The organism is Woeseia sp. D3-10, assembly GCF_055809415.1.
Genome location: NZ_JBVVTW010000007.1, coordinates 1,086,426 through 1,111,728, shown reverse-complemented (window position 1 = coordinate 1,111,728; position 25,303 = coordinate 1,086,426). Strand labels below are relative to the sequence as shown.

Here is a 25,303-nt window from a genome sequence, read left to right as displayed (position 1 = left end):
ATGACGTCGGGTCTATCCGCGAAAGAAGAACGCGAACGCCGCCTTGAGCGCATCTACGCGACGATCTGCGACGTGCCACCTGGCTCGGTCGCGAGCTACGGGCAGATTGCCGAGATCGCCGGTATCCCGCGTGGGGCGCGTCAGGTTGGTCGCGCATTGCGCGAATTGCCGGCGGGCCACGACGTACCGTGGTACCGAATCGTCACTGCTTCCGGCCGGCTGGCGTTTGCGGTGGGCAGCAAGGCGTGGCGGCGGCAAGTGGACAAACTGGCGGCCGAGGAGGTGGTTCTGACCAACGGACGGGTGAATATGGCGCTGTATCGCTGGCAACCGGACCTTGACGAACTGCTCTGGAAGCCTTCTGCCGCCTGGGATTGACGACAATCAGGGCCGCGGAGGCCAGCGCACAGGAAGTCTGGCCTGCAGGCGTTTAGAATGGGCTCTTCGCCGAGGCGGGCTCGCCCGGCCCGGAACGCCGGCCCAATAACAACTACAAAAGGTTTCAAGAGTGTCGAACAACAACAACGCGGCGATGCCGGCTGTGTATTTTTCGCACGGTCAGGAAAGTGGTCCCTGGGGAACCAAGATCCTCAGCATGGCTGATACCGTGCGCAAGCTGGGTTGCCGTGCGGAAAGTGTGGACTACCAGGGCATTGCGGACCCGACCGAGCGGGTCGAAAAGCTGCTGGCCGAATGCGCGGATGTCAAAGAGCCGCTGGTGCTGGTTGGTTCCAGCATGGGCGGACACGTGGCGACGGCGGCCGCGGCCGCATTGGCTGCACGTGGCTTGTTTGTGCTCGCGCCGGCTTACTACATGGAAGGCTATGAAGACCTGACACCTGCCGCACCCGAAATGCCGATGATGATCGTGCACGGATGGCAAGATGACATCGTCCCCGTTGAAAACAGCATCCGCTACGCTCGCGAGTGCCGGGCAACCCTGCACGTGCTGGACGGTGATCACCGCTTGACGGATAACATCGATGAGATCAATCAGCTATTGACTCAGTTCTTGCTGCGTATTGCAGGCCAGGAGAGCGCATGAAAGGCATAACACTGAGCCTGTTGCTGATGCTGGCCGCCTGCGGTGGCGCTGAGCAGCCGGCTGAAACCACCGAAGCGACGGCATCGCCGTTTGACGGGCTGCACGAGCCGATTGACAAGGCCGAGGATGTCGAACGCCAGCTCATGGAGCAAAAGCAGCGCATGGACGAAGCGCTGAAGGCGGCTGACGGCGAAGCGGACGAGCCGCGCCCTTGATGTACAACACCCCAATGACCAATTCCGTCGCCACAGTCGCGGTCCGCGCATGAACGTTGCTCGTATTCTGCTGCGTCCCCTGTACTTGCTAACCGGCTGGGTATTCAGCCTGTGGGCCCGGCCAACGGTGCAGCCGGAAGTGCCGGCGGAAGTGCTCGCCAATTGCGACGGCGCAGTGTGCTACGTGCTGGAAAGCGGTGGCCTCGCTGACATGCTGGCGCTGGAACAGGAGTGCCGTCGGCACGGTTTGCCATCGCCGTCGGAGCCGCTCGAATTTGCGGGTATTACAGAGTCGAGTCGCACCGTCGTATTACGCCGGCGCCGCGGCTTGCTGGTGCAACGCCCCAGCCGCGCGGGTTCAACCCGCCTGCGCCGGCTCGTTGATGCCGGCGTTCGGGAACGCGACCAGTTGCTGGTGTTCGTGCCGGTCGCTATCTACTGGGGACGTTCACCGGATAAGGAACGCTCCTGGTTCAAGTTGCTGTTCTCGGAAAACTGGGAAGTGGCAGGGCGCACGCGCAAGTTGCTGGCAACGGTTCTGCATGGTCGCAATACGTTGCTGCGTTTCAGTGAGACTTTAGCGCTAAGCAAGATCGTGCAGGAAGAAACGGATAAGTCGGTCGCCTGGCGCAAGGTCTCGCGAATTTTGCGTGTGCATTTTCGCCAGCGACGTACGGCGACGCTTGGTCCCGACTTATCGCATCGGCGCACGCTGGCAAACGTTGTGTTGCGGGATCCGCAGGTACAGAAAATCATCGAAGCGGAAGCTGGCGATGACCCGGCGGCCATGGAAAAAGCCCGTAAGAAAGCACGCTACTACGTTGAGGAAATTGCCGCGCATATTTCCTATCCGGCAATACGCATACTCGAGCGTTTCCTCGGCTGGTTGTGGAATAAAATCTACGACGGCATCGTGTTGTCGCACGTTGAGCGCCTGCAGAAGATTGCCGAAGAAAAAGAAGTGGTGTACGTGCCCTGCCATCGCAGTCACATCGACTATCTGTTGCTGGGCTTTACCGTTTATCACCAGGGCTTGACGATTCCACACGTCGCGGCAGGCATTAATCTCAATATGCCCGTTATCGGCCCCATCCTGCGCCGCGGTGGTGCATTTTTTCTGCGGCGCAGCTTCCGTGGCAATCGTCTGTACGCGGCTGTATTCAATGCGTATCTCCACCAGATACTGGTGCGCGGACATGCCATCGAGTATTTCGTGGAAGGCGGCCGCAGCCGCACCGGGCGATTGCTGGCGCCGAAAGGCGGCATGCTGGCCATGACGGTGCATTCCTACATGCAGGACCCCAAACGCGAGGTCGTATTTGCGCCGGTTTATTTTGGCTATGAAAAGCTGATCGAAGGCGATGCTTTTATTCAGGAGCTGAGCGGTGCAGAAAAGAAAAAAGAGTCGCTGTTTGGGTTGATTCGCAGCGTGCGCGCATTGCGCGAGAACTTCGGCAAGGTCTATGTCAACGTCGGCGAGCCGATTGCTGTTGAGCCGCTACTGGACGCACACAATCCGAACTGGCGCGAAGAAGCGAAACAAAGTGAAGACCGACCGCTGTGGTTGAACGAGGTCGTCGATAAGCTCGGCGCCGAAATCATGACCGGCATCAATTCCGCAGCTGCAGTCACCCCCATCAGCCTGTTGGCTACCGCATTGTTGTCGACGCCCAAGCAAAGCATGGGTGAGCGGGAGTTGGAGCGGCAACTGAAACTGAGCATTGATCTGCTGGGGCATTTTCACTATTCCGATTCGGTAACGCTGCCGGACTGGACGCCGTCCGAGATTATCGAGCACGGCGTCAAGCTTGGTGTGATCAGTCGCACCAAGCACGCGCTGGGTGATGTAATTCGCATGGAAGAGCGCGAAGCCGTGCTCATGACTTATTTCCGCAATAACGTTCAGCACTTGTTTGCTATCCCGGCGTCTATTGCCTGCTGCTTTATTCAGGGCCGGCGGCTGGCGCACACGGAACTGCAACGACTCGTTCGGCTGATTTACCCGTTCATGAAAAAAGAGTTGACGTTGCAATGGGATATCGAAGCCATTGATGACGTAACCACGACGGCTATTGACGCGCTGATCGATCTGGAAATACTCAAGCGCGACGCCGACGGTTCGACACTGGTACGGCCTACGGCAGGTTCAGGTAAGGCATTTCAACTGCTGATGCTCGGCCATTCCATGGTGCCAATGCTGCAGCGCTTTTATCTCGTCATTGCCTTGTTGGTGCGTAACGGTTCCGGCCAGTTGACGCGCGCGGCGCTGGAGTCGTTATGTCAGCAAAGTGCCCAGCGGTTGGCGATGATCTACGGACTGCATTCACCGGACTTTTTCGACCGGGCATTGTTCCGCGACTTTATCGCGCAGCTCAGATTGCAGGACGTCCTGCGGCGCAACGACGAGGGCCGGCTCGAGTTCGATGAGGACATCACCCGTATCGGTGAAGACGCGCGACTCGTCTTGGGTGAAGAGATACGCCATAGTATTCTCTCGCTCACTTTTTCCGACGCGACGGATAATTCCTGAGCCAGACCTGCGAGTTCACGCGTGTTAAACGTTGTTTCCTTTTATCGTTTTGTCGATGTACCTGAGCCTGCCGCGATTCAGCGTGATCTGCAGTTGCTGTGTGAGAAAGAGCATTTGCTGGGCACCGTGTTACTGGCCGACGAAGGCTTCAATGGCACCCTTGCGGGCGCTGGCGAGGGCATAGCCGCGGTCCTGCAATGGCTGCAGGACACGCTGGCATTGCCGACGCCGGTCGATGCCCGCTGGACCGAGGCTGACACCGCGCCGTTTCGAAAACTGCGGATACGCATCAAGAACGAAATTGTGACCCTCGGCCGGCCAGACATCCGGCCGCAACAGCGTACCGGCCAGCACGTCAGTCCCGGCGAATGGAATTCGCTGCTCGACGATCCTGAAACACTCGTCATCGATACCCGCAATCACTACGAAATTGAAGTGGGTACGTTTCCCGGGGCGCTTGATCCTGGCACCGACAGCTTTCGGCAATTCCCCGAATTCGTTGAACAGCTGGATGCGGGCGATCGCGACCGGCCCGTCGCTATGTTCTGCACCGGTGGCATACGCTGCGAGAAGGCCAGCGCCCTGATGCAGGAACTCGGCTACTCGCAGGTCTATCAGTTGCAGGGTGGCATACTGAATTACCTGTCCACGACAGCCGACGACGACAATCGCTGGGACGGTGAGTGTTTTGTTTTTGACAGCCGGGTTGCCGTTGATCGCGACCTCTCAGAGGGCGGCTACGAACAATGCCATGCCTGTCGCCGGCCGTTGTCTGCCGACGACCTGAAGTCGCCGGATTACCGCGAGGGTGTGTCCTGCCCGCAGTGCATCAATGAACTGGAACGTGATCGCGAGGTGCGTCTGGAAGAGCGGCGCCGGCAGGTGCAACTGGCACGCGAGCGGGGCGGGCATCACATCGGCGCAGCGCAGCTGCCGAAGAAAGACGCCTGATACAGGTCAGGCGTCGAGATCCGGAATGATGTCGCTTTCGAGACGAGTGATCATGTCTTTGAGTATCAAGCGACGCTTTTTCAGGCGACGGATTTGCAGCTGATCAACCAGTGGATCGTGCGACAGACGGTCGATCAGATCGTTGAGATCGCGATGGTCGATTCGCAGCTCGCGCAGTTTCGCGTATTCGCGAAAACATTCGGTGTCGATCTTGTCTCTCATGGGGGTGCCGAAAATGTTTAACGACATAGTAATTCTAGTCTAGCGTTACGCGCGATGCTCGGTGATAACCGCTTCCAGCCAGTTCCGATCGCGCGGTCCGATGACAAAGAAGTGACCATTGAGTATGTCTTCTTTGGTGTTGTATAACAACGGCTCGCCGTTGGGGCACAAAACCTGGCCGCCGGCCTGTTCAACGATGGCCTGCGCTGCCGCCGTATCCCATTCCGAGGTAGGGCCCAGCCGTGGATAGAGATCAGCGGCGCCTTCGGCGACGCGACAGAACTTCAATGAACTTCCCATTGGCAGCAACTCGAATTCGCCCAGCGCGGCAAGGTAGGCATCCAGACTGGTACCGCGGTGTGAGCGGCTACCCACGATGCGCGGCGGTGTGGCTGACTGTGCTGCTACAGAAATCGGTTCCGGCGCCTCCTCGCCAATCTGGCGGCTTGCACCGACGCCGGCGGCGGCTACATAAGTAAGTCCGAGTACCGGCACATAAACGACGCCGAGAACGGGTCGGTGGTTGTCTATCAGCGCGATGTTGACGGTGAATTCATCGTTCCGGTTGACGAACTCGCGGGTACCGTCGAGCGGGTCTATCAACCAGTAGCGTGGCCATTGTCGGCGTTCGGCGAACGGCGGCAGGCCAACTTCTTCGGAGATCAGCGGAATATCCGGCGTCAGCGCCTGCAAACCGTCCACAATGATGCGATTGGAGGCCAGATCGGCTTTGGTCAACGGCGAGTCATCATCTTTTTGTTCGACGGCGAATTCGCTGCCGTAAACTGCGAGTATGGCTGCGCCGGCTGCATGTGCCAGGTCGGTAACGGGCTGAATCAGGGGCTCTAACTGCATGGTGTACTCGATTGCCTGTCGCTGGGCGGGGCAGTATAAAGCATCACTGATAAACGTATGCGGGAGAGACGAAAAACCATGAGCACCAGCCAATTATTGCGGGATTGCGACACTTTGATGCTGGACATGGACGGGACCCTGCTGGATCTCGCGTTCGATAACTTCATGTGGCTGCAGCACATTCCGCTGGAGTACGCACGTAAGCACGGTCTCGAACATGAAGTGGCGACGCGGCAATTGCACGCAACGTTTCGGAGTTTGCAGGGGCAATTGGACTGGTATTGCCTCGATCACTGGAGCGAGCGCCTCGATCTCGATGTGCTGGCTCTGCATCGCGCGGAACGAGCGCGCATCGGCTGGTTGCCCGGCGCTATGGAATTTCTGCAGACCGTGCAGCAGAGCGGACCGCGGGTCTTGATGGTGACGAATTCACACCCGGACACGCTGGCCGTCAAGTCCGAAGTAACGGGAATCGAAAATTATTTCGCCGGGGTCTACACGTCCCATCAGTTCGGCTATCCGAAAGAAGATCAACGTTTTTGGCACGCACTTGCCGCGGCAGAGGGATTCGATCCACAACGAACCATGTTTGTTGATGATACGGAAACGGTACTGGCGAGCGCGCGCGAATATGGCGTGAAGCACGTTGTGCGGATTACGCGCCCGGATACATCCGCCGCTGTACGGGATGGCGGAACTTACCTCAGCGTGGAAGGTGTGGCGGAGCTGCTGCCTGCCTGACAGGGACCTCGTGAGGCAACGGGTCCCTGTTGACGCTTAGCGGCGTGGACGAGACGAACGGCCACCGCCACTGCGGCGTGGCTTGCTGTTGCGGTCTTTGCGCGGTCTGGGCGGTGGACGCTCCAGGGTTGGCAACAGATCCGGGTCGTAGCTCGCCACCGGAATTTTGTGGCCAATGTAATCTTCGATATCCGGTAACGACTCCACATAGGTTTCGCAACCAAAGCTGATGGCGTCACCCGATGCCCCGGCGCGTGCGGTTCGACCGATGCGGTGCACGTAGTCTTCGCGGTCATTCGGCAGGTCGTAGTTGATGACGTACTGCACTTCGGGAACGTGCAAACCGCGCGAGGCCACGTCGGTACCGATCAATACCGGCAATTCACCACTTTGAAAACGCAGCAGCATCTTCAGGCGTTTGTTCTGTGGCACGTCACCGGAGATTGCCTCGGCATCAATGCCATTGGCTTGCAGATAGGCTTGTATGCGTTCGGCTTCACGTTTGGTGTTGACGAAAATCATGATTCGTCCGGTGCCCATTTCGCGGATCAAACCAACCAGTAACGGAATTTTTTCCGGGTTGGACGGGAAGAAGATGGCCTGTCGTACGCGGTCCGCCGTCATTTTGTCCGGTTCGATGCGAATTAACTCAGGCTCGTTCATGTGCTCGTACGCCAGCTCCATCACCCGTTGTGACAGGGTTGCCGAGAACAACATGTTCAGGCGCTGGTCCGGTTCGGGAAGTTTGCGCAGCAGGTAACGAATGTCCTTGATAAAGCCCAGATCAAACATGCGATCGGCCTCGTCAAGGATGACGACCTGTACCTGATCGAGTTTGAATACGCCCTGCTTGTAGTAGTCGATGATGCGGCCGGGCGTACCGATCAACAGGTCGATGCCATTCGCGATGCGATTGCGTTGCTTTTCATAATCGGTGCCGCCGTACGCGAGTCCGATGGTGAAGCCCGTGTGTTCGCTCAGGACTTCGGCGTCGTTCGCGATCTGCACAGCGAGTTCGCGGGTTGGCGCAAGTATGAATACGCGCGGTTGCTTTTGCCCCTCGGTTTCAGCGGGTGGCGTGGTCAGCAAGCGCTGATAGGCAGCGATCAGGAAGGCGGCAGTCTTGCCGGTACCGGTCTGGGCCTGGCCGGCAACGTCGTTTCCTTTCAGCGCCATCGGCAGCGTACTGGCCTGGATTGGCGTGCAATATTCGAAGCCTGCGGCTTTGATTCCGGCGCGCAGGTCCGGGTGCAGGTCAAGTGCGTCGAATTTGAGGTCGCTCAGGTGATTGTCTGACATGAGACTCCATAGAGAAATTGCGGATTTGGGCTTGCAAATTGGTTCGTGAACCGGTCAAATTGGTCAATATCGACGCGACAGTCGTCGCACCTGCCAGTTTCGCCTTCAACGAAATCCAAGAGAAGCCGCGGTAAAGCTGCGACATATTGCCTGATTGGACGGGCAGCGTCATCCATTTTGCACAGTTCGCACTACGCCGTACGGCGGCTGCGAGCGATGCCAAACAGCCAACCACACGAAGCCAATTTTGGAGGTAGATGCCGGTGAGCGACAATATTGTGCACACCAATGACGACTCATTCGAGGCCGATGTACTGCAGTCAGCGAAGCCTGTACTGCTGGATTTCTGGGCTGAATGGTGCGGCCCCTGCAAGATGATTGCACCGTTATTGGATGAGGTCGCGATGGAATACGCTGACCGCATTACTGTGGCAAAACTGAACATTGACGAGAATCCGAACACTCCACCCAAGTTCGGTATTCGTAGTATTCCGACCTTAATGCTGTTCAAGGACGGCTCCGTGCATGCGCAGAAACTGGGCGCCATGTCGAAGTCGCAACTGACAGAGTTTCTGGAAACCAATCTGTGAGAGGATACTTGGGTAATCAAACTAGAAGCCGCCCTAAACAGCCGGCAAAATCAAAAAACGCGGGGGGCAGGGGAACCGGCGTCGTCGACCAAGACGGCGTGAATCGGAAGAGTTTCCTGACGACGAGGATAACCTCGAAGTAATTCCACCGGATCAGCTCGAGCTCACCAAGAACGCGATGAATCTGACGGATCTAAAGAACCGTCCGGCATCCGACCTTGTTGATCTTGGCACCAGCCTTGGCCTCGAAAACCTGGCGCGTTCGCGCAAACAGGACATTATTTTTTCCATTCTCAAGGCACACGCGAAGAATGGCGAAGATATATATGGCGATGGTGTGCTGGAGATCCTGCAGGACGGCTTCGGCTTTCTGCGTTCTTCGGACAGCTCCTATCTGGCGGGGCCAGACGACATCTATGTCTCTCCCAGTCAGATACGTCGGTTCAATTTACGCACGGGCGATACCGTCAGTGGCCTGATTCGTCCGCCGAAAGACGGGGAGCGCTACTTCGCGTTACTCAAAGTCGGCCAGATCAATCACGACGCACCCGAGAACGCTCGCAGCAAGGTCCTGTTTGAAAACCTGACCCCGCTGTTTCCTCGCGATCGCTTAACCCTCGAACAGGGCAATGGCAGTACCGAGGACCTTACCGCTCGCATCATCGACATGGTGGCGCCGATTGGTAAAGGACAACGTGGTTTGATTGTCAGCCCACCGAAAGCGGGTAAGACAATGCTGTTGCAGAACATTGCGACCGCGATTTCAGCCAACAACCCGGATTGCGACCTGATCGTATTGCTGATCGACGAGCGGCCTGAGGAAGTGACGGAAATGGCGCGCACAGTGCGTGGTGAGGTGGTGTCATCGACGTTTGATGAGCCTGCCAGCCGTCACGTGCAGGTTGCCGAGATGGTGATCGAGAAAGCCAAGCGGCTGACCGAGCACAAGCGCGATGTCATCATCCTGCTTGATTCGATCACCCGGCTGGCGCGTGCTTACAACACGGTTGTACCTTCATCAGGAAAAGTGCTTACCGGTGGTGTGGATGCGAACGCATTGCACCGTCCGAAGCGCTTCTTCGGTGCGGCGCGCAATATCGAGGAAGGCGGTAGTCTGACTATTCTGGCTACGGCACTGGTCGATACCGGTTCGAAGATGGACGAAGTGATCTACGAGGAATTCAAAGGCACCGGCAACATGGAAATCCATCTGGATCGCCGTATTGCTGAGAAGCGTGTGTTCCCGGCGATCAACATCAACCGCTCCGGTACCCGCAAAGAAGAGCTGCTGACCCAGCCTGATGAACTGCAGAAAATGTGGGTACTCAGGAAGGTGCTGCACCCGATGGACGAGCTGGCGGCAATCGAGTTCCTGCTGAACAAATTGCAGGACACGAAGACCAACACCCAGTTCTTCGAAGCAATGAAGCGCTGACGTTCAGTCTATCGTGGAAAAACAAACGGCCGCTTATGCGGCCGTTTGTGTATTTGGCAGTAGTGAGCCGTCGGTCGGGACTGTGTATCGGCTATTTGCGCAGGTTGTCGATGCTCCAGATGCCGCTGCCTTTCGTGGAAATATACAGAAAGACAAAGCAATACAGCACCGCGAGTTCGCCGCCGTTCAGGATTGGCAGAAAGGGGTCCGGTCCGTGTGCCATCCAGTACGCTGCAGCCATCAGGCCGCTGCAGAGAAACGCAACGGGCGACGTGAAGAGACCGATCATCACCAGTGCGCCGCCGACCAATTCGATGCCGCCCGCCACCCAGGTGACAAAGGCGGGTGGCTCGTAACTCATTGGTGGGTAGCCGAGCAGCTTTTGACTGCCGTGCCATAAGAAAAGAAAGCCAGTGAATATGCGCATCAGCGCATACGCTTGTTCGTGGAAGCGCGCAGTTACTTTTAGCATGTTCGATCCCTTCGTAGTTAGTCGGCGGGCTGTATTCGATCTTGCTCAGACTGCATGAATTAGCACAATTGCGCTACTGTGTGGCCGTTATTGTCCGGCAATTGTGCATTGGCGAGGGCCTGCGGCACGCGCTACTTTCAGTGCTACAGCAACTGTGGAGGCTGCGCACGTGACTGCCGAGCTAACGAAAACCCAACGGTCAACAATGAGCCGGCATTCTGAGCGGGCATCCTACGAACTCGACACGGCCTTTGCGATTCTGGACGAAGGTTTGGTGGCGCATGTCGGCCTTACGATGCCGGACGGGGTTGTGGTGCTGCCGATGACCTACGCGCGCATTGGCGACAAGCTGTACTTGCACGGTGCTGTTGCGAGCCGTTGGTTAGCGAGTTTCGACGCAGGCAGCGATGTCAGTGTTTGTGTCACGCTGCTCGATGGCCTGGTGTTGGCACGGTCAGCGTTTTCTCATTCGATGAATTATCGCTCGGTCGTGGCGTTTGGTACGGCGACGACGGTTCGCGACGACGAAGAGAAGCGACATGCCTTTAAGGCATTTCTCGATCATATGTTGCCGGGGCGCTGGGACGATTCGCGGCAACCGAACCGCAAGGAAGTTGCCGCCACCGTGGTGTTGTCCCTGCGCATAGACGAGGCCAGCGTCAAGGTGCGGTCGGGTCCGCCGAAGGACACAGCAAGTGACTACGGGTTGCCGCATTGGGCGGGCGTTATTCCGTTGTCGTTAACTTCAGGCAAGCCGCTGCCGGACCCTGCTATGACCGATGCCCCTGCTACCCCAAACTACGCAGAGGGTTATTCCCGAACCTGAGCGCAGTCTCTCAGGCTTGTGCCCAGTAGAAAAACGGTTGCCGGCTGTTGGCCGCGAACTCTGTTTCACCGGCGGCTAGTTGCAGGTAACCATCGGTGCTGGCCAGCGTTGTAAAGTCACCCGAGGTGTTGGTAGGTACTGGCTGCGCCCATGCCTGGCCGTGCTCATCGACGGTCAGGCGTGCGGGTAGAAAGCAGGTCAGCGCTGGCGCGAAGCGGAACGACTCTGAAAGTTGCACCGTCGTCGCGCGTTGCGGCGTAGTTGCCGACGCCGTGAGCAACGCAGGCAGTACGTAATGTCGGCAGCAAGTCAGTGCCGATACAGGGTTGCCGGGTAACGCAAACACCAATTGCCCTTGCGGACCCGTACCGAACCACATTGGTTTGCCAGGGCGCTGGCTTACTTTGTGAAAGATTTTGCGTACCCGCAAATTGCTGAGTACCTGCGGCACAAAATCGGCCTGACCCATCGATACGCCGCCGCTCAGGATAAGCACATCGCTGTCCGCCAATTGTTCGCCAATACGGGTTTCGAGCACGCTCTGGTCATCGCGCAAATGCAGATGCAGGCTGTCCCGGAAGCCCTGTTGCTGCAGCATGGCGACGATTGATGGGCCGTTCGACATGCGTATCTGGTGTGCTTCGATGGCTGGCACCGGGCGCTACAAGTTCGTTGCCTGTAGATATCACCCGAATGCGCGGGAGTTTTGTTACCTGAATGTCGGCAAGACCGGCTGAAGCCAGCAAGGCAATGTCGATTGCCGAGATCCGGCGTCCCGCTGCAAGCAGGCGGTATCCCTTGCTGTGATCCGAACCGCGCGCGTGCACGAATTGTCGGACTGTGGCGTCGTAGTCCGGCTCTACATGAACAGTGCCGCCGGCACGGGTAGTGCGTTCGACGGGAATGACGCAATCGCTGCCGACCGGCAATACCGCGCCGGTCATGACCTCAATGCACGCGTCTTCCGATGTGAGTGTCAGCACCGGGTCACCGGCAAGTTGCGAGGCTGCAATGGCGAATTCGCGACGTCCTGCGGCGTACGCGCTGTGCTGCACGGCAATGCCGTCCATAGTGACGCGGTCGAACGGCGGCTGGTCGCGCTCAGCCAGCACGTCTTGCCGCAATACGCGGCCGTTGGAAACATCCAGCGGCACAGTTTCTTCAGGCCAGGTGGTTAGCGCTGCCAGTATTGCTTCGATGGCGGCGGTAACGGTCAACATGCCGCTTATTGCGCCTCGCGGGCGATGGCTCGGTAGCCGATGTCCCGGCGGCAGAAGGCATCGTCAAAACTGATTTTATCGACCCCGGCATAAGCGGTATCGCGGGCCTCTGCGACGCTGTCACCGAGCCCGACCACACACAGTACCCGACCACCTGCAGTGACCACCGTGTTGTCGATCAGTGCGGTTCCGGCATGAAAGACTTTGCTGGCGCTGGAGTCTGACAGGCCGCTGATCGGACGACCCTTCGCGTATTTCTCTGGGTATCCGCCGGCAGCCATTACCACCCCGAGCGCGGCGCGCGGGTCCCATTCGATGGTTTGTTCACCGAGCTTGCCATCGAGTGCGGCGATGCACAGTTCGACAAGGTCTGATTTCAGTCGCGCCAAAATGGGCTGGGTTTCCGGATCGCCGAAACGGCAGTTGAACTCGAGCACGCGCGGCGTGCCTTCGCTGTCTATCATCAGCCCGGCATACAGAAAGCCAAGGTAGTCGATACCGTCGCTCTTAAGGCCGGCCAATGTCGGTTCGATAATTTCGCGCATGATGCGCTGTTCGAGTTCCTCAGTAACGACCGGCGCGGGTGAATAGGCACCCATGCCGCCGGTGTTCGGGCCCTGATCGCCGTCGTCGCGGGCCTTGTGGTCCTGTGAGGTGGCGAGAGGGAGGACGCTTTGGCCATCGCACATGACGATGAAGCTCGCTTCCTCGCCGGCCAGAAACTCTTCGATAACAATACTTGCACCGGCGTTGCCGTAGCGGCGGTCGCCGAGCATGTCATGCACGGCCTGTTCGGCTTCGGCGAGAGTCTGTGCTACGACGACGCCCTTGCCGGCAGCGAGTCCGTCGGCTTTGATGACAATGGGCGCGCCGCGCGCGCGTATCCATTCCAGTGCCGGTTCAATGTCGGAGAAGCTGGCGTAGGCTGCCGTTGGAATGGCGTGCCGGGCCAGAAAATCCTTGGTGAAGGACTTGGAGCCTTCGAGTTGCGAGGCTTTGGCGTCAGGGCCAAAACAAGGCAGACCGTGATCGCGGAAGCGGTCGACGATGCCCGCAACAAGCGCCACCTCAGGGCCAACTATCGTCAAACCGATATTTTCGCTTTTAGCCAGATTGAGCAGAGCGTCGATGTCGTCGGCCGCGACCGCGGCATTACGAATTCCGGCTTCGCGAGCAGTGCCGGCATTGCCAGGTGCGACGATGACTTCACTGACCGACGGAGACTGGGCACATTTCCATGCCAGCGCATGTTCTCGGCCGCCACCGCCTACGATCAGTACTTTCATGGACTTGTGCTCAATGCCGGAAATGACGCATGCCGGTGAAGACCATCGCAATGCCGTGTTCGTCGGCTGCGGCGATGACTTCGTCGTCACGCATGGATCCGCCCGGCTGAATTATAGCGGCTATACCGGTAGCGGCGGCTGCGTCGATGCCGTCCCGAAACGGGAAGAAGGCATCCGATGCCATGACCGAGCCTTTGACTTCGAGGTTTTCATCGGCCGCCTTGATTGCTGCAATACGCGTGCTGTAGACGCGGCTCATCTGACCTGCGCCGACGCCTATGGTCATGCCGTCCTTGCAGAAAACGATGGCATTCGACTTCACGTATTTCGCAACTTGCCAGGCAAACAGCAGGTCTTTCAATTGCGCGGCATCCGGTGCTTTTTTCGTTACGGTACGCAATTCAGCGGCCGTAACCTTGCCATTGTCGACGGTTTGCACGAGCAGTCCGCCTGACACCTTCTTGAAGTCGAGACCGCCTTCGACGGCGACGTGCGCACCAGTGCACAGTACCCGCACATTTTTCTTGTTGCCGAGTACATCGCGCGCAGCGCTGTCAATTTCGGGTGCGACGATAACTTCAACAAACTGTCGGTCGATAATTGCCTTGGCCGTGGCTGCATCAAGCGGTCGGTTAAATGCAATTATGCCGCCGAAAGCGGACGTGGGATCTGTGCTGAAGGCGCGTTCGTACGCGCTCGCTATGTCTTTGTCGACTGCTACGCCGCAGGGGTTGGCGTGTTTGACAATTACGCAAGCCGGCTCGGCAAACTGGCGCACGCATTCCAGTGCGGCGTCAGTGTCAGCAATATTGTTGTAGGACAGTGCTTTGCCCTGCAACTGTTCGGCGTTTGCAAGACTGCCCGCAGCGGCTGTCTGGTCACGATAAAACGCGGCCGACTGGTGCGGGTTCTCGCCATAGCGCAATGCCTCTATACGCTCACCGGCGTACAGCGCGCGCTCGCCGAGCGGATCGTCGCCGAGTACGCCGAACAGGTAGCGACTGATGGCCGTGTCGTAACTCGCTGTGTGCGCGTACGCCTTGGCGGCGAGGCGGCGGCGCATGTCAGCGTCGAGGCTGCCGTCCTGCAATGCGGTCAGTACGCTGGCGTAATCTTCAGGATCAACGACAACGGCAACACTGGCGTGATTCTTTGATGCCGCACGAATCATGGCCGGACCGCCGATATCGATGTTTTCTATAGCGTCGTCGACCGTGGCGTCCTGCTTGCGGATCGTTTCTTCAAAGGGGTACAGATTAACGACGAGCAGGTCGATCGCTTCGATGCCGTGTTCGGCCATGACCGCTTCATCCGTGCCGCGGCGTCCCAGCAGCCCGCCGTGTATCACGGGGTGCAGCGTCTTCACGCGTCCGCCCATGATTTCGGGGAAGCCTGTCTTACTGGCGACTTCAATGGCAGGAATGCCGGCTTCATCGAGCTGTCGCGCTGTACCGCCGGTGGAAAGAATCTCGATACCGAGTTTGGCGAGCCCACTGGCGAAATCAGTGAGTCCCCGCTTGTCCGAAACGCTGACAAGCGCCCTGGTCACTGTGGTCATGCTTTGCGGCCTTTTATTGCAGCAATGAGTAAGTTCTGAGCTTTTTGCGTAACGTTCCGCGATTGATGCCGAGTATGCCTGCCGCCTGGCTTTGGTTGCCGCCGGTGTAATCCATGACGGCCTTGAACAGCGGCTGTTCAACTTCGCCCATGACGAGGTCGTACAGATCGCCGGGCCGGTCGCCATTAAGACTGGCGAAATACTGACCCAGTGCTTCTTCGGTGTGCTTGCGCAACGGCTTTTTTGTGTTGAGTGTTCTCAATTCTTTAGACTTTGTTGTGTTCTGTTTAGCCACGATCTGAAATTTCCCCGATTGAGAATGACTATTTCAGGCTTGGCGCCTCCCCCAGTGCGATGCAGTTCAGGCGGCTAGCAGGTCGTCGTCGATGCGTTCGTTGAAAAACGCTTGCGTCAATCGTACCTGTTCCGCTGCACTGTCCACACGAACCACCTTGGATCGGAACTCAGTGGAGTCCTTCAGCCCTTTGCAATACCAGGTGAGGTGTTTGCGGGCGACTCTTATGCCGGTCGTGTCCCCATAAAACCGGTACAGGTCGCTGAGGTGGTCGAGCATGATATCACGCACGTCATTTTTTTCTAGCGGCCGATAGTCTTTTTCCGGCGTGATTAATTGATTCAGTTCGCGAAAAATCCACGGCTTTCCCTGTGCACCGCGACCAATCATCAATGCATCTGCGGCGCTTAGCTTCAATACTTCAAGCGACTTCTGCGAAGTGGTGATATCCCCATTGGCAATGACTGGAATTTTCACCGAGTTCTTGATTTCAGCGATGGTGTCGTATTCGGCAAGACCCTTGAAACGGCACGCGCGCGTTCTGCCGTGCACAGCAATGGCCTGCACGCCGCAATCTTCGGCGATGCGCGCTATACGCGGGCCATTGCGATGTTCGGGGTCCCAGCCGGTGCGAATCTTTAACGTAACCGGTACGTCCACAGCCGCAACCACGGCGTCGAGTATCTGCGCAACCAGTGGTTCGTCCTGTAACAATGCGGAGCCTGCAAGCTTGCTGCACACTTTCTTAGCCGGACAACCCATGTTGATGTCAATAATCTGCGCGCCACGCGCAACACAAGCAGCGGCGGCTACAGCTAACTGCGCGGGATCTGAGCCAGCGATCTGCACGATGCAGGGCTCGGCATCCATGTCGAGATCGAGGCGGCGGCGCGACTTGGCCGTTTGCCACAGACGGGTATCGGCGGTCGTCATTTCGGAGGTGGTCAGCGCTGCGCCGAAACGCCGGCATAGTTTTCGAAACGGCGCGTCAGTAATGCCTGCCATCGGCGCAAGCACGAAGCGTCCGGGAATTGTCCAGGGTCCGATTTGCATAACGGGGAGCAGCTCACCACGGCCCGCCATTGTAGCCGACCGGAGCAGCAACTGGCAGCAATGCCTGCGGGTCTCTTAGTTTCGGAAGTCTTCGATCGCGCAGCGCAGCTGCTGCGAGCCTGTCCGGTAGCAGACATTGAGCTTGAAGCCGGTGGCTTCCGGCGCTGGCGAATCGATGGTAATGACCGCGTTGAAGTCGGCGTCTGGTGCAACGGGTTTGCGGTAGCTGACATTGCCTGCCAAATATTCGTCCGGACGCAGGATCCGGCTACCAACGATTTCCTCGAAGCGGTCGGTGAGGGAGACGTATACCAGCGGGTAGGGCAGAGCCTGCGTTGACTTGTTGGCAATACGTGAATTGATCGTAAGTCGTTGATCAGCATTGTCCGTACTGCCGGTCGTGGATTCGAAACGCCAACCGCGCACATCCCACGCGGGCGTTACCGGCTGGCCAATGGCCCGGTAGAGCGGCGCGAGTGTGTTTTCGAATACGGGTGATGTCGCCAGAGTGGCGCGATTCGCGTGCAGCAATTGCACGGCGAGCAGCAGAACCAAGCCGGCGGCCGCGGCAATGCTGGCGCCGCGCAAACGACGGCTTGGCGGTGGTGCCGTTGTCGCCGAGTCATTGTCGAGCGTCTGTTCCTCGCCGTCCGGACTCGCTTCCAGCAGCGCAGTGTTGAATTTCAGTTCGGTATCGCCAATCAGGTCGGTGACCGTGTCACCTTCCATGATGATGCTTTCGACCAGCCGGTTCTCGCTGACTTCGGGCTGCTCATCCTGCGTGTCAGCCGGTTCGTCACCGGCCTGCAGCGCAGCCGCGCGTAGTAATTCCTGGTCAATTTCCATCTCGACCGACAGTTCGTCAAAGGCTTGCGCTGCCTCGACCTCGTTGTCCGACGTGGCGTCGTCGCTTGCCGGCGCTTCGGCAGACAGCTCGTCGTTCGCCGCCGGGTCCTGTGCCGAGTCGGCAGGCGGATCTTCGCTGGGCGCTGCTTCATCAGTCGGCTTGGTCGGCGGTACGTCGTCGGCCTGCTTATCCTCCAGGTGATCGGCGGCGTTTTCGTCGTCAGTTGCTTGTTCACCAATGCCGTCGATAAGCACCGGGTGCACCCCGGTCGGTTCCTCGGATTCATCCGCAACGAGTTCGGCATCCAGATCGATTTTCGGTGCGTTCGGGTCGGGTACGAACTCATTGACGATCAGTTCGTCGTCGGGGTCCGCGGCGTCATCGTCGTCGTGCGAATCAGGGGCAGCCAGTTCGAGCGAAACGTCTCCCGCCGACGCTGCATCGTTGTCTGTCGGTTGCTGGTCGTCGTCACTGTTGTCGAGGTTCTGCAGCGCGGTATCGCCGGCACCGTCTTCGTCGGTATCAAGCTCGCTATCGATTTCGGATGCGGATTCGCGATCAGTGAGCGGTTCGCTGCCGGCCGGTTCGGCGTCGTCGTCCGTCGCCACTTCCGAGAGCAGATCCTGCCATTCATCGATGTCGCCGAAGATCAGGTCAGCCTGAGCGTCGTCACCCGCCATCGTTGGCGTCTCATCGCGGTAAGGGTCCGCCGTAATTGCGGGTTCCTGAAGCGCGCTGTCGGCTTCATCTGGTTCTACCGGAAAATCGTCCGATGGGCGAAAGAACTCATCGGGCAGGGGAGTGTTGTCGTCGTAGCGGAAGTCCTGCCGCGGCTCTGCAGTCTCGTCGGACGGCGATTCGGTCGTTAAGCTCTCTGCTTCTTCATATGTGCCGGCGTCGCTATCGATTTCAGCGTCGTCACTGTTATCGTCTTCCTCGATACCCATGTCATCGCTATAGGCGGGCTGTTGCTCAGAGTGGCTGTTCTCCGGCTCGTCGTCGCTGGCTTCCAGCTCGGTGGCTGCGAGGGCCGAATACTCGGCGGTACTGCCCGTGTCAGCGGGTAGCTCGTAGTCCGGTTCCTCCAGGCTCCACTGAATTTCGTCGGCAGGCTTGTATTCGACGGGGTCGGTGTCGTCGTCCGCGACCGTGCCGGTGTCGTCATCATCATCGCCATCGTTGCCAGAATCGCTGTCGACATCAAGAACCCGCCATTCAACGCCGGTGTCTTCGATACGTACGGCATCAGGGCCGGTTAACTGGTCGAGTGTGTGTAGCAGCTCTTTGCTGCGCTCGTCGAAGGTGTGCGCCGTTTGGGTGTTTCCCGGTTCGTCGTCCGGCAAGTCTTCTGCCAGGTGGTCAATCGCATTAAACGTGCTGCTGCAACCACCGCAACGCACGCGGCCGTGCGCTTGTTTGAGGATCTTTGCGTTTAGTCGAAATGCTGTTTTGCATTCCGGGCACACTGTATACATGCCGCTCTCTCAGCGTTTGCGACCGGACAGCCGCGCCCAGTCGTTGTCGAATTCCGGTGGTTCCAGATCGATCCACCGTTGATAAGCTGCACACACATCGTCGACCTGATGACGGAGGATACCGGAAAGTACCAGCCATTCCCCGTCGGCCAGTCGCTGTGACAACCATTCGGCGAAGTCGATCAAGGGCGCGGCCAGTATGTTGGCGATCACCAGATCGAAAACCTCGTCTGTTCGTTCGATTTGTGTCGTGATCCGGTCGGCAACGTTATTTTGCAAGGCATTGCTCTGCGTCGCTGTAATGGCCTGTGGATCAATATCAATTGCCAGCGCGCTGGCTGCGCCCAGTCGTAAAGCGGCGATGGCGAGAATCCCTGAGCCGCAACCAAAGTCGAGTACCGACTTGCCGTTGAGTTTGCCGCGTTCGTGTTGTTGATCAAGCCAGCGCAGGCAAAGGGCGGTGGTCTGGTGCGTGCCTGTGCCGAAGGCCAGCCCGGGATCCAGCTGCAGGCAGATGGCCTCGTCGCCGGCGTCGGGGAGCTGCCCACTCGGGCACACCCAGAGGCGCGAGCCGAAGCGCATAGGGTGGAAGTCTTTCAGCCATTCCCGTTCCCACGGGCGATCGGCAAGATCTTCTATGTGATAGTCCGGGAGTGACTTCAGCTCGAACTCGGTTCGCAAGGCGTCTTGCAGGGCGTCGAAGTCGGCATCAGGAGAAAACAGTCCGGTGATGCGGGTTCGGGACCACAAGGGGGTTTCGCCCGGCCCCGGTTCGAGTACCGGGTCATCCCCTGCGTCGCTCAGCGTTACTGCGTGCGCACCGTGGCGCAGGAACAGATCCTCAACCGCGTCCGTTGGCAGCGCTTCAAGGTCCATTACAAACTGACGCCAGTCCATCGTTGCCAGGCCGCTAGAGCCCCAGCCGCTTCTCCAGGTAATGGATGTCGGTGCCACCCGCCTGAAATGCCGCGTGCTGGCAAATTTCGTGATGCAACGGAACGTTGGTCTTTATGCCCTCGATGACGATTTCGTTCAGTGCGTTGCGCATGCGCGAGATGGCCGACTTGCGGTCGCTGCCGTGGGTGATCAGTTTGCCGATCATTGAATCGTAGTTTGGCGGTACGCGGTAGCCGCTGTACACATGGCTGTCCACGCGCACGCCGGGTCCGCCGGGCGAATGCCAAAGGTGCACCATGCCGGGTGATGGCATGAAGGTCTTCGGGTCTTCAGCGTTGATCCGGCACTCGATGGCGTGGCCGTAAATACGCACGTCATCCTGAGTAATGCTGAGTCGTTCGCCAGCGGCAATCTGCAATTGTTCCCTGACGATGTCGATGCCGGTAATCATTTCCGTTACCGGATGCTCGACCTGGAGGCGGGTGTTCATCTCGATGAAGTAGAACTCGTCGTTCTCGTAAAGGAACTCAAAGGTGCCCGCGCCGTGATAGCCCATTTCCTGGCAAGCGCGCACGCAACGTTCGCCGATACGTTGACGCTGTTCTTCGCTGATACCGGGTGCCGGTGCCTCTTCGATCACTTTCTGATGACGCCGTTGCATTGAGCAGTCCCGCTCACCCAGATGCACGGCATTGCCGTGTTTGTCAGCGAGTATCTGGAATTCGATGTGGCGCGGCTGTTCGAGAAACTTCTCCATATAGACCGTTTCATTGCCAAACGCTGCGAGGGCTTCCGATTGAGTCACCGTAATCGCGCTGGTAAGCGACGCTTCGGAATGCACGACACGCATGCCCCGACCGCCACCGCCGCCAGAGGCTTTGATAATGATCGGGTAACCAATCTGGCGCGCCATGCGCAGGTTTTCTTCGGCATTGTCGCCCAGCGGTCCGTCGGATCCTGGTACGCAAGGCACGCCCGCGGCCTTCATAGCCTGAATGGCTGAAACCTTGTCGCCCATCAGGCGTATGCATTCCGAAGGCGGGCCTATAAACGTAAAGCCACTCGATTCGACCCGTTCAGCGAAATCGGCGTTTTCTGACAGGAAACCGTAACCCGGGTGTATACCGACGGCGTCGGTCACTTCCGCCGCGCTGATGATGGCGGGCATGTTGAGGTAGCTTTCGCTGGACGGCGGCGGGCCAATGCAGACGGTCTCGTCGGCGAGCAAAACGTGCTTCAGGTTGTTGTCGGCAGTGGAGTGCACAGCGACTGTCTTGATGCCCATTTCGCGGCAGGCGCGAAGGATCCGCAAGGCAATCTCGCCGCGATTTGCTATGACGATTTTATCCAGCATGACCGGCGCCTAGCTCGTGCGTTGGTCGATGACGAACAGCACCTGGCCGTACTCCACCGGGTCGCCATTCTGAACGCGAATCGACTTGATCGTGCCGGATACTTCCGACTCGATCTGATTCATCATTTTCATGGCTTCAACGATACACAGCGTGTCGCCCGGGTTGATGCGATCGCCAGCTTGCACGAACGGTGCCGAACCTGGCGTAGGCGAGGAGTAGTAAGTACCGACCATCGGTGCGATCACCATGTGGCCGTCTTCCTCTGGTTCTGCCGGGCTGGCGGGCGTGGCAGGCGCTGCGGCAGGAACAGGCGCTGCAGCCGGTGCGGGCGCCTGGGCGACCGGTGCCGGCATGGGTGCCATCATCGTGGCGCCCTGCGCGTAACGTGAAATTCGTACTGACTCTTCGCCTTCCGTAATTTCGATTTCCGCTATTCCGGATTCATCGAGCAGTTCGATCAGTTTTTTAACCTTGCGTATGTCCATCAGTCTCCCTCAGCATCCATGAGCTGCTTGTGGGCAGCCTGCAATGCAAGTTCATAGCCTTGTGCTCCGAGGCCTATGAGGCAACCCGCAGCAATATCACTGAAATAATTAATTTGCCGAAATTCTTCCCGTGCATAGGTATTGCTGAGGTGAATTTCGATGAATGGCACGGCAACCGCCAACAAGGCGTCGCGCAGCGCAATGCTGGTGTGCGTAAACGCCGCCGGGTTGAGCAGGATGAACGCGATACCGTCATCTGCCGCCCGTTGTACGCGGTCCAGCAGCTCGTGCTCGGCATTGCTCTGAAAGCACACCATTTCGTGGCCCAGGCGCTCTGCCTGAGTGACGAGTGTCGACTCGATTTCCGCGAGATCGGTGCGGCCGTAGACCCCGGGTTCCCGCGAACCGAGCAGGTTCAGGTTGGGTCCGTTCAGTAGTAGCAGTTTTGCCATACGCGGAATGAGCGCCAGATAGCCGAAGATGGCGGCAATTCTAACCCTTTTCAGGGCAGTTAACGCAAGTGATTCGGGCTGGAAGGTGTTCCGGCTGAGCTCAGAGTTGCTTGAGGGCGCTGCGAACCTCGTCAATCGACGTCGCGCCGCTCTCGAAGAGAGCAAATTGCTCGACGATCGTTTCGATCTGCTCAGCGTGGATTTCGCCCATGTGAGCGCCCAGCATCCGGCCGTCCGGCGCGACGATCAACGTGAACGGCAGACCGATGAACGGCACGCCCGACGTTTCGGCAACCGCCATCGCGTCATCCTGGCCGACGAGTATTGGGTAGTTGAATTGCGCATCTTCAGCGTAAGCTTTTACATCCTCAACGAAATCAACGGCGATACCGAGGATCTGCAGACCGTCACTGCCGTGCTTGTCCTGGGTGTCTTTTAGTAACGGAATTTCCCGCCGGCACGGCGCACACCACGTTGCCCAGAAATTGACGATGCGCGGCTTGCCGTCCCATTCGGCAAACTCGCGCGGCATGCCCTCGAGGTCGGCGAGCGTGAACTCCAGCCGCTGGTCGCTGACTGGCGCAGTGTTGATGGCCGTCACTTCTTTGTCCTGCAACTGGCTGCGCAGCAAATAGCCACCCGCCGCGGCCGCCACCAGCAGGACCGCTACCAATAGTTTTCTGGTCATTAATCGCTCGTCGTTGTCTGCGCTGTCATTGCAGCGGCGGATCCTACCGCTTGCCGCACGTGCTCGCTGAATTGCGCTGCTTTCATGTAGCCGACGACTTCGAAGCCGTTTCTCTGCAATCCATTGTTGTCGAAGAATATGATAGTTGGCGGACCAAAGACACCGAAGTGCTGCAGCAACGCCTGATCTTCCGCATCGTTGGCCGTCACGTCGGCCTGCAATAAGACAGTGCCGGATAACGCCTGTTGAACCTCGGTGTCGGTGAACGTGTATTTTTCCATTTCAATACACGATACGCACCAGTCAGCATAAAAATCGAGCATCGCAGTCTTGCCACTGGCAGCAGCGTTGTCGAGTTCGCGTTCCAGATCAGCAACTGATTTCACACGCCGAAAAGCCAGGCCGTGGTCTTCTTCGACGGCTGCGCCGGCCGCAAAACCAATGCTGGCCAGCGGCCGAATCGGGTCGCTGCCGCCTGCCAATGCGCCCAGCAACAGAGCAGCGCCGTATATCACGGCTAACAGCCCGCTGCCTTTGGCGAGTTTTTGCGTGTCCGTTGCGCCAGGAGTCAATGTAGTCAAACCACCCAGCCACACACCGGCCATGAACACGAGTACGCCGGTCAGTGCAAGTGTCACGCTGCCTGGCAGAATGCGTGAAAGCATCCAGATGGCGAGGCCCAGCATCATAAAGCCAAACGCGTTCTTAATGGCCACCATCCACGGCCCTGCACTTGGCAGCAATCGGCCAGCGGATGCGCCAACGGCCAATAACGGTGCGCCCATCCCAAGGCTCAAGGCGAACAATGCCGTGCCACCGCGCAGCATGTCACCGGTTTGGCCGATGACCGTCAGGGTCGCAACGAGTGGCGGTGCGACACAGGCGGTGACAATGAGCGACGACAACGCGCCCATGATGAATGCGCCAATGATGGTGCCGCTTTTCTGTTTGCCACTGACTCCGGCCAGGCGACTTTGTATCGCGGAGGGCATTTGCAGATCGAACATGCCGAACATGCCGAGTGCGAGCACGACGAATAACGCGGCGAACAGGCTCAGAACCCACGGCGCATTGAACACGGCCTGCAATTGCACGCCGATTGCCGCCGCAATAATGCCGGCGCCTGTGTAAATCAGTGCCATGCCCATGACATAGCTGAACGCGAGCGAGAAACCGCGCGCCGGGCTGACCTTGTCGCCATCGCCGGCGATAATGCCCGACAGGATTGGAATCATTGGCAGGACGCACGGCGTGAACGCCAGCAGCAAGCCGGCGCCAAAAAATGTCGCAATGACTGCCAGTATGCTGGCGTTACCGATCAGTGCGGCAAGACGGTCCTGCTCTGACACCATCCCGCTTCCACTGCTGCTGGCGGCACTCAGTGCCTGCGTTGCAGTTGCCTGCGGCAGATCAACGCTGAGGGTGCGGGTCACCGGCGGGTAACAAATGCCGCCATCGGCGCAACCCTGGTAGCTGACTTCCACTTCCAGAGTCATCGGTTCCGGCGTCGCGCGGGCTAGCGGCAGCTTCGCAAATACGTCGTTGTGGTAGACCTCGGTCTTGCCGAAGTACTCGTCTGTTTTCTCTTCGCCCTTGGGCAAGTCTATGCGACCGAGCTGCACCTTGTCCGAGGACGTACTGGCCGAAATCTTGTCCTTATACAGGTAGTAGCCGGGCGCTACCTGCCAGGATAGCTCGACGGTGTTGCCGTCAATGACCAGCAGGTAGGGGTGAAACGCTTCGTCCACTGGCAGAAAATCGCCGAGCCCGCTCACATTGCCGAACGGCGAACTGAGAGCATATGCATTGTTGGCCTCGCTGGCGGCTGCCGAAACGAGTGCCACTTCTGCGTTCCAGGTCTGCGGTGGAAAGCAAATGCCGATATCGGCGCAACCCTGCGATCGAATCACGAGTGTCGCCGAGTCAGGGCGTGGACTGTCGGCGTCGTACGGAATCGTGACAAAAAAGCGGTCACGGTAGACCTGCTGCACGCCGAAGAACTCGTCTTCGTGATGCAAGCCTTCAGGTAGCGTGTAGTCAGCGAGCCGCACGCCGTCTGAGCCGCTTTCAAAGGACAGTTTATTCTTGTACAGGTAGTAACCGTCTTCGATAGCCCAGTCGATCTCCAATGCCTCGCCGGTGTCCACGACGACGTACCGGTACGCTTCCGTGGGCGGAATGAGGTCCTTTTGTTGCGACCACGCGAAAGTGCTGGCCGCCAGTGCAACAAGCAGGGCAAGTAGGTAGCGAAGCGGGCGGCTATGGGCGATTGCTGGCATGGGGCCTCTGTCTGGAGTACGAAGTCGTGCGGTCATACTGCTTATCCCTAGACCGCGTGAGTGGCCGCTTTGTTACGGCACAAGTGAGCTGGCAGCGGATTCGGAGCATACCCGGCACCGTCGGGGCTGTCATGGACGCAGGCCGCAAATTCGCCGCCATGGTTCGCGGGCCCGGAGCCTGAACCGGCGTGACGGCTTCCTGCCCTAAATTCGGGGCGGCCCTTGAATTCTG

Annotated in this window: 26 protein-coding genes; 9 read left to right on the top strand and 17 right to left on the bottom strand. The window is 58.5% G+C overall.

Annotated features, from left to right (window positions below; translation table 11 throughout):
* From AC0L8N_RS05750 to trhO, 5 genes are all read left to right on the top strand, one after another.
* Positions 1-378 carry an MGMT family protein gene (locus AC0L8N_RS05750; RefSeq protein ID WP_473666614.1) on the top strand — a complete coding sequence of 126 codons (378 nt, stop codon included), beginning with the start codon at positions 1-3 and terminating at the stop codon, positions 376-378.
* Between the two features lie 130 nt (positions 379-508).
* The gene (locus AC0L8N_RS05745) at positions 509-1,045 is read left to right on the top strand and encodes an alpha/beta fold hydrolase (protein ID WP_473666613.1); all 537 of its coding nucleotides are present in this window, start codon (positions 509-511) and stop codon (positions 1,043-1,045) included.
* Positions 1,042-1,260 carry a hypothetical protein gene (locus tag AC0L8N_RS05740; protein ID WP_473666612.1) on the top strand — a complete coding sequence of 73 codons (219 nt, stop codon included), beginning with the start codon at positions 1,042-1,044 and terminating at the stop codon, positions 1,258-1,260. The genes AC0L8N_RS05745 and AC0L8N_RS05740 overlap by 4 nt, the downstream gene beginning before the upstream one ends.
* 49 nt (positions 1,261-1,309) lie before the next feature.
* The gene (gene plsB / locus AC0L8N_RS05735; RefSeq protein WP_473666611.1) at positions 1,310-3,790 is read left to right on the top strand and encodes a glycerol-3-phosphate 1-O-acyltransferase PlsB; all 2,481 of its coding nucleotides are present in this window, start codon (positions 1,310-1,312) and stop codon (positions 3,788-3,790) included.
* 21 nt (positions 3,791-3,811) lie between these two features.
* Positions 3,812-4,741 (top strand): oxygen-dependent tRNA uridine(34) hydroxylase TrhO, encoded by a 930-nt coding sequence (gene trhO / locus AC0L8N_RS05730; RefSeq protein ID WP_473666609.1) that lies wholly within the window; start codon positions 3,812-3,814, stop codon positions 4,739-4,741.
* Between the two features lie 6 nt (positions 4,742-4,747).
* Here trhO and AC0L8N_RS05725 read toward each other — a convergent pair whose 3' ends face one another.
* Both AC0L8N_RS05725 and cysQ read right to left on the bottom strand, forming a co-directional pair.
* Positions 4,748-4,963: a YdcH family protein gene (locus AC0L8N_RS05725; RefSeq protein WP_473666608.1), complete on the bottom strand. Its 216-nt coding sequence runs from the start codon at positions 4,961-4,963 to the stop codon at positions 4,748-4,750.
* 45 nt (positions 4,964-5,008) lie between these two features.
* Positions 5,009-5,818, bottom strand: a complete 810-nt coding sequence (gene cysQ / locus AC0L8N_RS05720; RefSeq protein WP_473666607.1) for a 3'(2'),5'-bisphosphate nucleotidase CysQ — start codon at positions 5,816-5,818, stop codon at positions 5,009-5,011.
* 78 nt (positions 5,819-5,896) lie between these two features.
* Between cysQ and yrfG the strand changes: the two genes are divergently transcribed.
* A complete protein-coding gene (gene yrfG / locus AC0L8N_RS05715; RefSeq protein WP_473666606.1) occupies positions 5,897-6,559 on the top strand; it encodes a GMP/IMP nucleotidase in 663 nt (220 codons plus the stop codon).
* 36 nt (positions 6,560-6,595) lie between these two features.
* On the opposite strand, the gene rhlB is transcribed toward yrfG, so the two are convergent.
* A complete protein-coding gene (rhlB, locus tag AC0L8N_RS05710) occupies positions 6,596-7,858 on the bottom strand; it encodes an ATP-dependent RNA helicase RhlB (RefSeq protein WP_473666605.1) in 1,263 nt (420 codons plus the stop codon).
* Positions 7,859-8,121: 263 nt separating this feature from the next.
* Here rhlB and trxA point away from each other — a divergent pair, with 263 nt between their 5' ends.
* Positions 8,122-8,448, top strand: a complete 327-nt coding sequence (trxA, locus tag AC0L8N_RS05705; protein ID WP_473666604.1) for a thioredoxin TrxA — start codon at positions 8,122-8,124, stop codon at positions 8,446-8,448.
* A 178-nt stretch (positions 8,449-8,626) separates the two neighbouring features.
* Positions 8,627-9,883 (top strand): transcription termination factor Rho, encoded by a 1,257-nt coding sequence (gene rho, locus AC0L8N_RS05700; protein ID WP_068617473.1) that lies wholly within the window; start codon positions 8,627-8,629, stop codon positions 9,881-9,883.
* 91 nt (positions 9,884-9,974) lie between these two features.
* Here the strand turns inward: rho and AC0L8N_RS05695 are convergent, their stop codons facing one another.
* Entirely contained in the window at positions 9,975-10,355 is a 381-nt protein-coding gene (locus AC0L8N_RS05695) for a DoxX family protein (protein ID WP_473666603.1), read from the bottom strand.
* Positions 10,356-10,560: 205 nt separating this feature from the next.
* On the opposite strand from AC0L8N_RS05695, the gene AC0L8N_RS05690 reads away from it, so the two are divergent.
* The gene (locus tag AC0L8N_RS05690; RefSeq protein WP_473666602.1) at positions 10,561-11,181 is read left to right on the top strand and encodes a pyridoxamine 5'-phosphate oxidase family protein; all 621 of its coding nucleotides are present in this window, start codon (positions 10,561-10,563) and stop codon (positions 11,179-11,181) included.
* Between the two features lie 10 nt (positions 11,182-11,191).
* Here AC0L8N_RS05690 and AC0L8N_RS05685 read toward each other — a convergent pair whose 3' ends face one another.
* From AC0L8N_RS05685 to dsbD, 13 genes are all read right to left on the bottom strand, one after another.
* Positions 11,192-11,779, bottom strand: a complete 588-nt coding sequence (locus AC0L8N_RS05685) for a molybdopterin-binding protein (RefSeq protein ID WP_473666601.1) — start codon at positions 11,777-11,779, stop codon at positions 11,192-11,194.
* Positions 11,727-12,401 (bottom strand): molybdopterin-binding domain-containing protein, encoded by a 675-nt coding sequence (locus AC0L8N_RS05680; RefSeq protein WP_473666600.1) that lies wholly within the window; start codon positions 12,399-12,401, stop codon positions 11,727-11,729. The genes AC0L8N_RS05685 and AC0L8N_RS05680 overlap by 53 nt, the downstream gene beginning before the upstream one ends.
* A 5-nt stretch (positions 12,402-12,406) precedes the next feature.
* Complete coding sequence (purD, locus tag AC0L8N_RS05675) at positions 12,407-13,687, bottom strand: phosphoribosylamine--glycine ligase (RefSeq protein ID WP_473666599.1); 1,281 nt, start codon at positions 13,685-13,687, stop codon at positions 12,407-12,409.
* 10 nt (positions 13,688-13,697) lie between these two features.
* Positions 13,698-15,245 (bottom strand): bifunctional phosphoribosylaminoimidazolecarboxamide formyltransferase/IMP cyclohydrolase, encoded by a 1,548-nt coding sequence (gene purH, locus AC0L8N_RS05670; protein WP_473666598.1) that lies wholly within the window; start codon positions 15,243-15,245, stop codon positions 13,698-13,700.
* A gap of 13 nt (positions 15,246-15,258) precedes the next feature.
* The gene (gene fis / locus AC0L8N_RS05665; protein WP_197493102.1) at positions 15,259-15,540 is read right to left on the bottom strand and encodes a DNA-binding transcriptional regulator Fis; all 282 of its coding nucleotides are present in this window, start codon (positions 15,538-15,540) and stop codon (positions 15,259-15,261) included.
* A gap of 66 nt (positions 15,541-15,606) precedes the next feature.
* Positions 15,607-16,593 (bottom strand): tRNA dihydrouridine synthase DusB, encoded by a 987-nt coding sequence (dusB, locus tag AC0L8N_RS05660; RefSeq protein WP_473666597.1) that lies wholly within the window; start codon positions 16,591-16,593, stop codon positions 15,607-15,609.
* Positions 16,594-16,668: 75 nt separating this feature from the next.
* Entirely contained in the window at positions 16,669-18,915 is a 2,247-nt protein-coding gene (locus AC0L8N_RS05655; RefSeq protein WP_473666596.1) for a DUF3426 domain-containing protein, read from the bottom strand.
* 9 nt (positions 18,916-18,924) lie between these two features.
* The gene (prmA, locus tag AC0L8N_RS05650; protein WP_473666595.1) at positions 18,925-19,812 is read right to left on the bottom strand and encodes a 50S ribosomal protein L11 methyltransferase; all 888 of its coding nucleotides are present in this window, start codon (positions 19,810-19,812) and stop codon (positions 18,925-18,927) included.
* A gap of 13 nt (positions 19,813-19,825) precedes the next feature.
* On the bottom strand, positions 19,826-21,166 hold the full coding sequence (accC, locus tag AC0L8N_RS05645) for an acetyl-CoA carboxylase biotin carboxylase subunit (RefSeq protein WP_473666594.1): 1,341 nt from the start codon (positions 21,164-21,166) through the stop codon (positions 19,826-19,828).
* 9 nt (positions 21,167-21,175) lie between these two features.
* On the bottom strand, positions 21,176-21,652 hold the full coding sequence (gene accB / locus AC0L8N_RS05640; protein ID WP_473666593.1) for an acetyl-CoA carboxylase biotin carboxyl carrier protein: 477 nt from the start codon (positions 21,650-21,652) through the stop codon (positions 21,176-21,178).
* Entirely contained in the window at positions 21,652-22,104 is a 453-nt protein-coding gene (gene aroQ, locus AC0L8N_RS05635) for a type II 3-dehydroquinate dehydratase (protein WP_473666592.1), read from the bottom strand. Before aroQ ends, accB begins: the two co-directional genes overlap by 1 nt.
* Before the next feature lie 100 nt (positions 22,105-22,204).
* Positions 22,205-22,792, bottom strand: a complete 588-nt coding sequence (locus AC0L8N_RS05630; RefSeq protein WP_473666591.1) for a TlpA family protein disulfide reductase — start codon at positions 22,790-22,792, stop codon at positions 22,205-22,207.
* Complete coding sequence (dsbD, locus tag AC0L8N_RS05625) at positions 22,792-25,071, bottom strand: protein-disulfide reductase DsbD (RefSeq protein ID WP_473666590.1); 2,280 nt, start codon at positions 25,069-25,071, stop codon at positions 22,792-22,794. The genes AC0L8N_RS05630 and dsbD overlap by 1 nt, the downstream gene beginning before the upstream one ends.
* Positions 25,072-25,303: the final 232 nt, after the last annotated feature.

What these genes read in the sequence shown, in the direction of transcription:
- plsB (WP_473666611.1), top strand. Translation starts at nt 1,310, where the DNA reads ATGAACGTTGCTCGTATTCTGCTGCGTCCCCTGTACTTGCTAACCGGC.
- dusB (WP_473666597.1), bottom strand. Translation starts at nt 16,593, where the DNA reads ATGCAAATCGGACCCTGGACAATTCCCGGACGCTTCGTGCTTGCGCCG.
- purD (WP_473666599.1), bottom strand. Translation starts at nt 13,687, where the DNA reads ATGAAAGTACTGATCGTAGGCGGTGGCGGCCGAGAACATGCGCTGGCA.
- purH (WP_473666598.1), bottom strand. Translation starts at nt 15,245, where the DNA reads ATGACCACAGTGACCAGGGCGCTTGTCAGCGTTTCGGACAAGCGGGGA.
- aroQ (WP_473666592.1), bottom strand. Translation starts at nt 22,104, where the DNA reads ATGGCAAAACTGCTACTACTGAACGGACCCAACCTGAACCTGCTCGGT.
- AC0L8N_RS05655 (WP_473666596.1), bottom strand. Translation starts at nt 18,915, where the DNA reads ATGTATACAGTGTGCCCGGAATGCAAAACAGCATTTCGACTAAACGCA.
- yrfG (WP_473666606.1), top strand. Translation starts at nt 5,897, where the DNA reads ATGAGCACCAGCCAATTATTGCGGGATTGCGACACTTTGATGCTGGAC.
- AC0L8N_RS05695 (WP_473666603.1), bottom strand. Translation starts at nt 10,355, where the DNA reads ATGCTAAAAGTAACTGCGCGCTTCCACGAACAAGCGTATGCGCTGATG.
- AC0L8N_RS05690 (WP_473666602.1), top strand. Translation starts at nt 10,561, where the DNA reads ATGAGCCGGCATTCTGAGCGGGCATCCTACGAACTCGACACGGCCTTT.
- AC0L8N_RS05685 (WP_473666601.1), bottom strand. Translation starts at nt 11,779, where the DNA reads ATGCTGCAGCAACAGGGCTTCCGGGACAGCCTGCATCTGCATTTGCGC.
- AC0L8N_RS05725 (WP_473666608.1), bottom strand. Translation starts at nt 4,963, where the DNA reads ATGAGAGACAAGATCGACACCGAATGTTTTCGCGAATACGCGAAACTG.
- cysQ (WP_473666607.1), bottom strand. Translation starts at nt 5,818, where the DNA reads ATGCAGTTAGAGCCCCTGATTCAGCCCGTTACCGACCTGGCACATGCA.
- rho (WP_068617473.1), top strand. Translation starts at nt 8,627, where the DNA reads ATGAATCTGACGGATCTAAAGAACCGTCCGGCATCCGACCTTGTTGAT.
- AC0L8N_RS05630 (WP_473666591.1), bottom strand. Translation starts at nt 22,792, where the DNA reads ATGACCAGAAAACTATTGGTAGCGGTCCTGCTGGTGGCGGCCGCGGCG.
- AC0L8N_RS05680 (WP_473666600.1), bottom strand. Translation starts at nt 12,401, where the DNA reads ATGTTGACCGTTACCGCCGCCATCGAAGCAATACTGGCAGCGCTAACC.
- rhlB (WP_473666605.1), bottom strand. Translation starts at nt 7,858, where the DNA reads ATGTCAGACAATCACCTGAGCGACCTCAAATTCGACGCACTTGACCTG.
- accB (WP_473666593.1), bottom strand. Translation starts at nt 21,652, where the DNA reads ATGGACATACGCAAGGTTAAAAAACTGATCGAACTGCTCGATGAATCC.
- AC0L8N_RS05740 (WP_473666612.1), top strand. Translation starts at nt 1,042, where the DNA reads ATGAAAGGCATAACACTGAGCCTGTTGCTGATGCTGGCCGCCTGCGGT.
- prmA (WP_473666595.1), bottom strand. Translation starts at nt 19,812, where the DNA reads ATGGACTGGCGTCAGTTTGTAATGGACCTTGAAGCGCTGCCAACGGAC.
- accC (WP_473666594.1), bottom strand. Translation starts at nt 21,166, where the DNA reads ATGCTGGATAAAATCGTCATAGCAAATCGCGGCGAGATTGCCTTGCGG.
- dsbD (WP_473666590.1), bottom strand. Translation starts at nt 25,071, where the DNA reads ATGCCAGCAATCGCCCATAGCCGCCCGCTTCGCTACCTACTTGCCCTG.
- AC0L8N_RS05750 (WP_473666614.1), top strand. Translation starts at nt 1, where the DNA reads ATGACGTCGGGTCTATCCGCGAAAGAAGAACGCGAACGCCGCCTTGAG.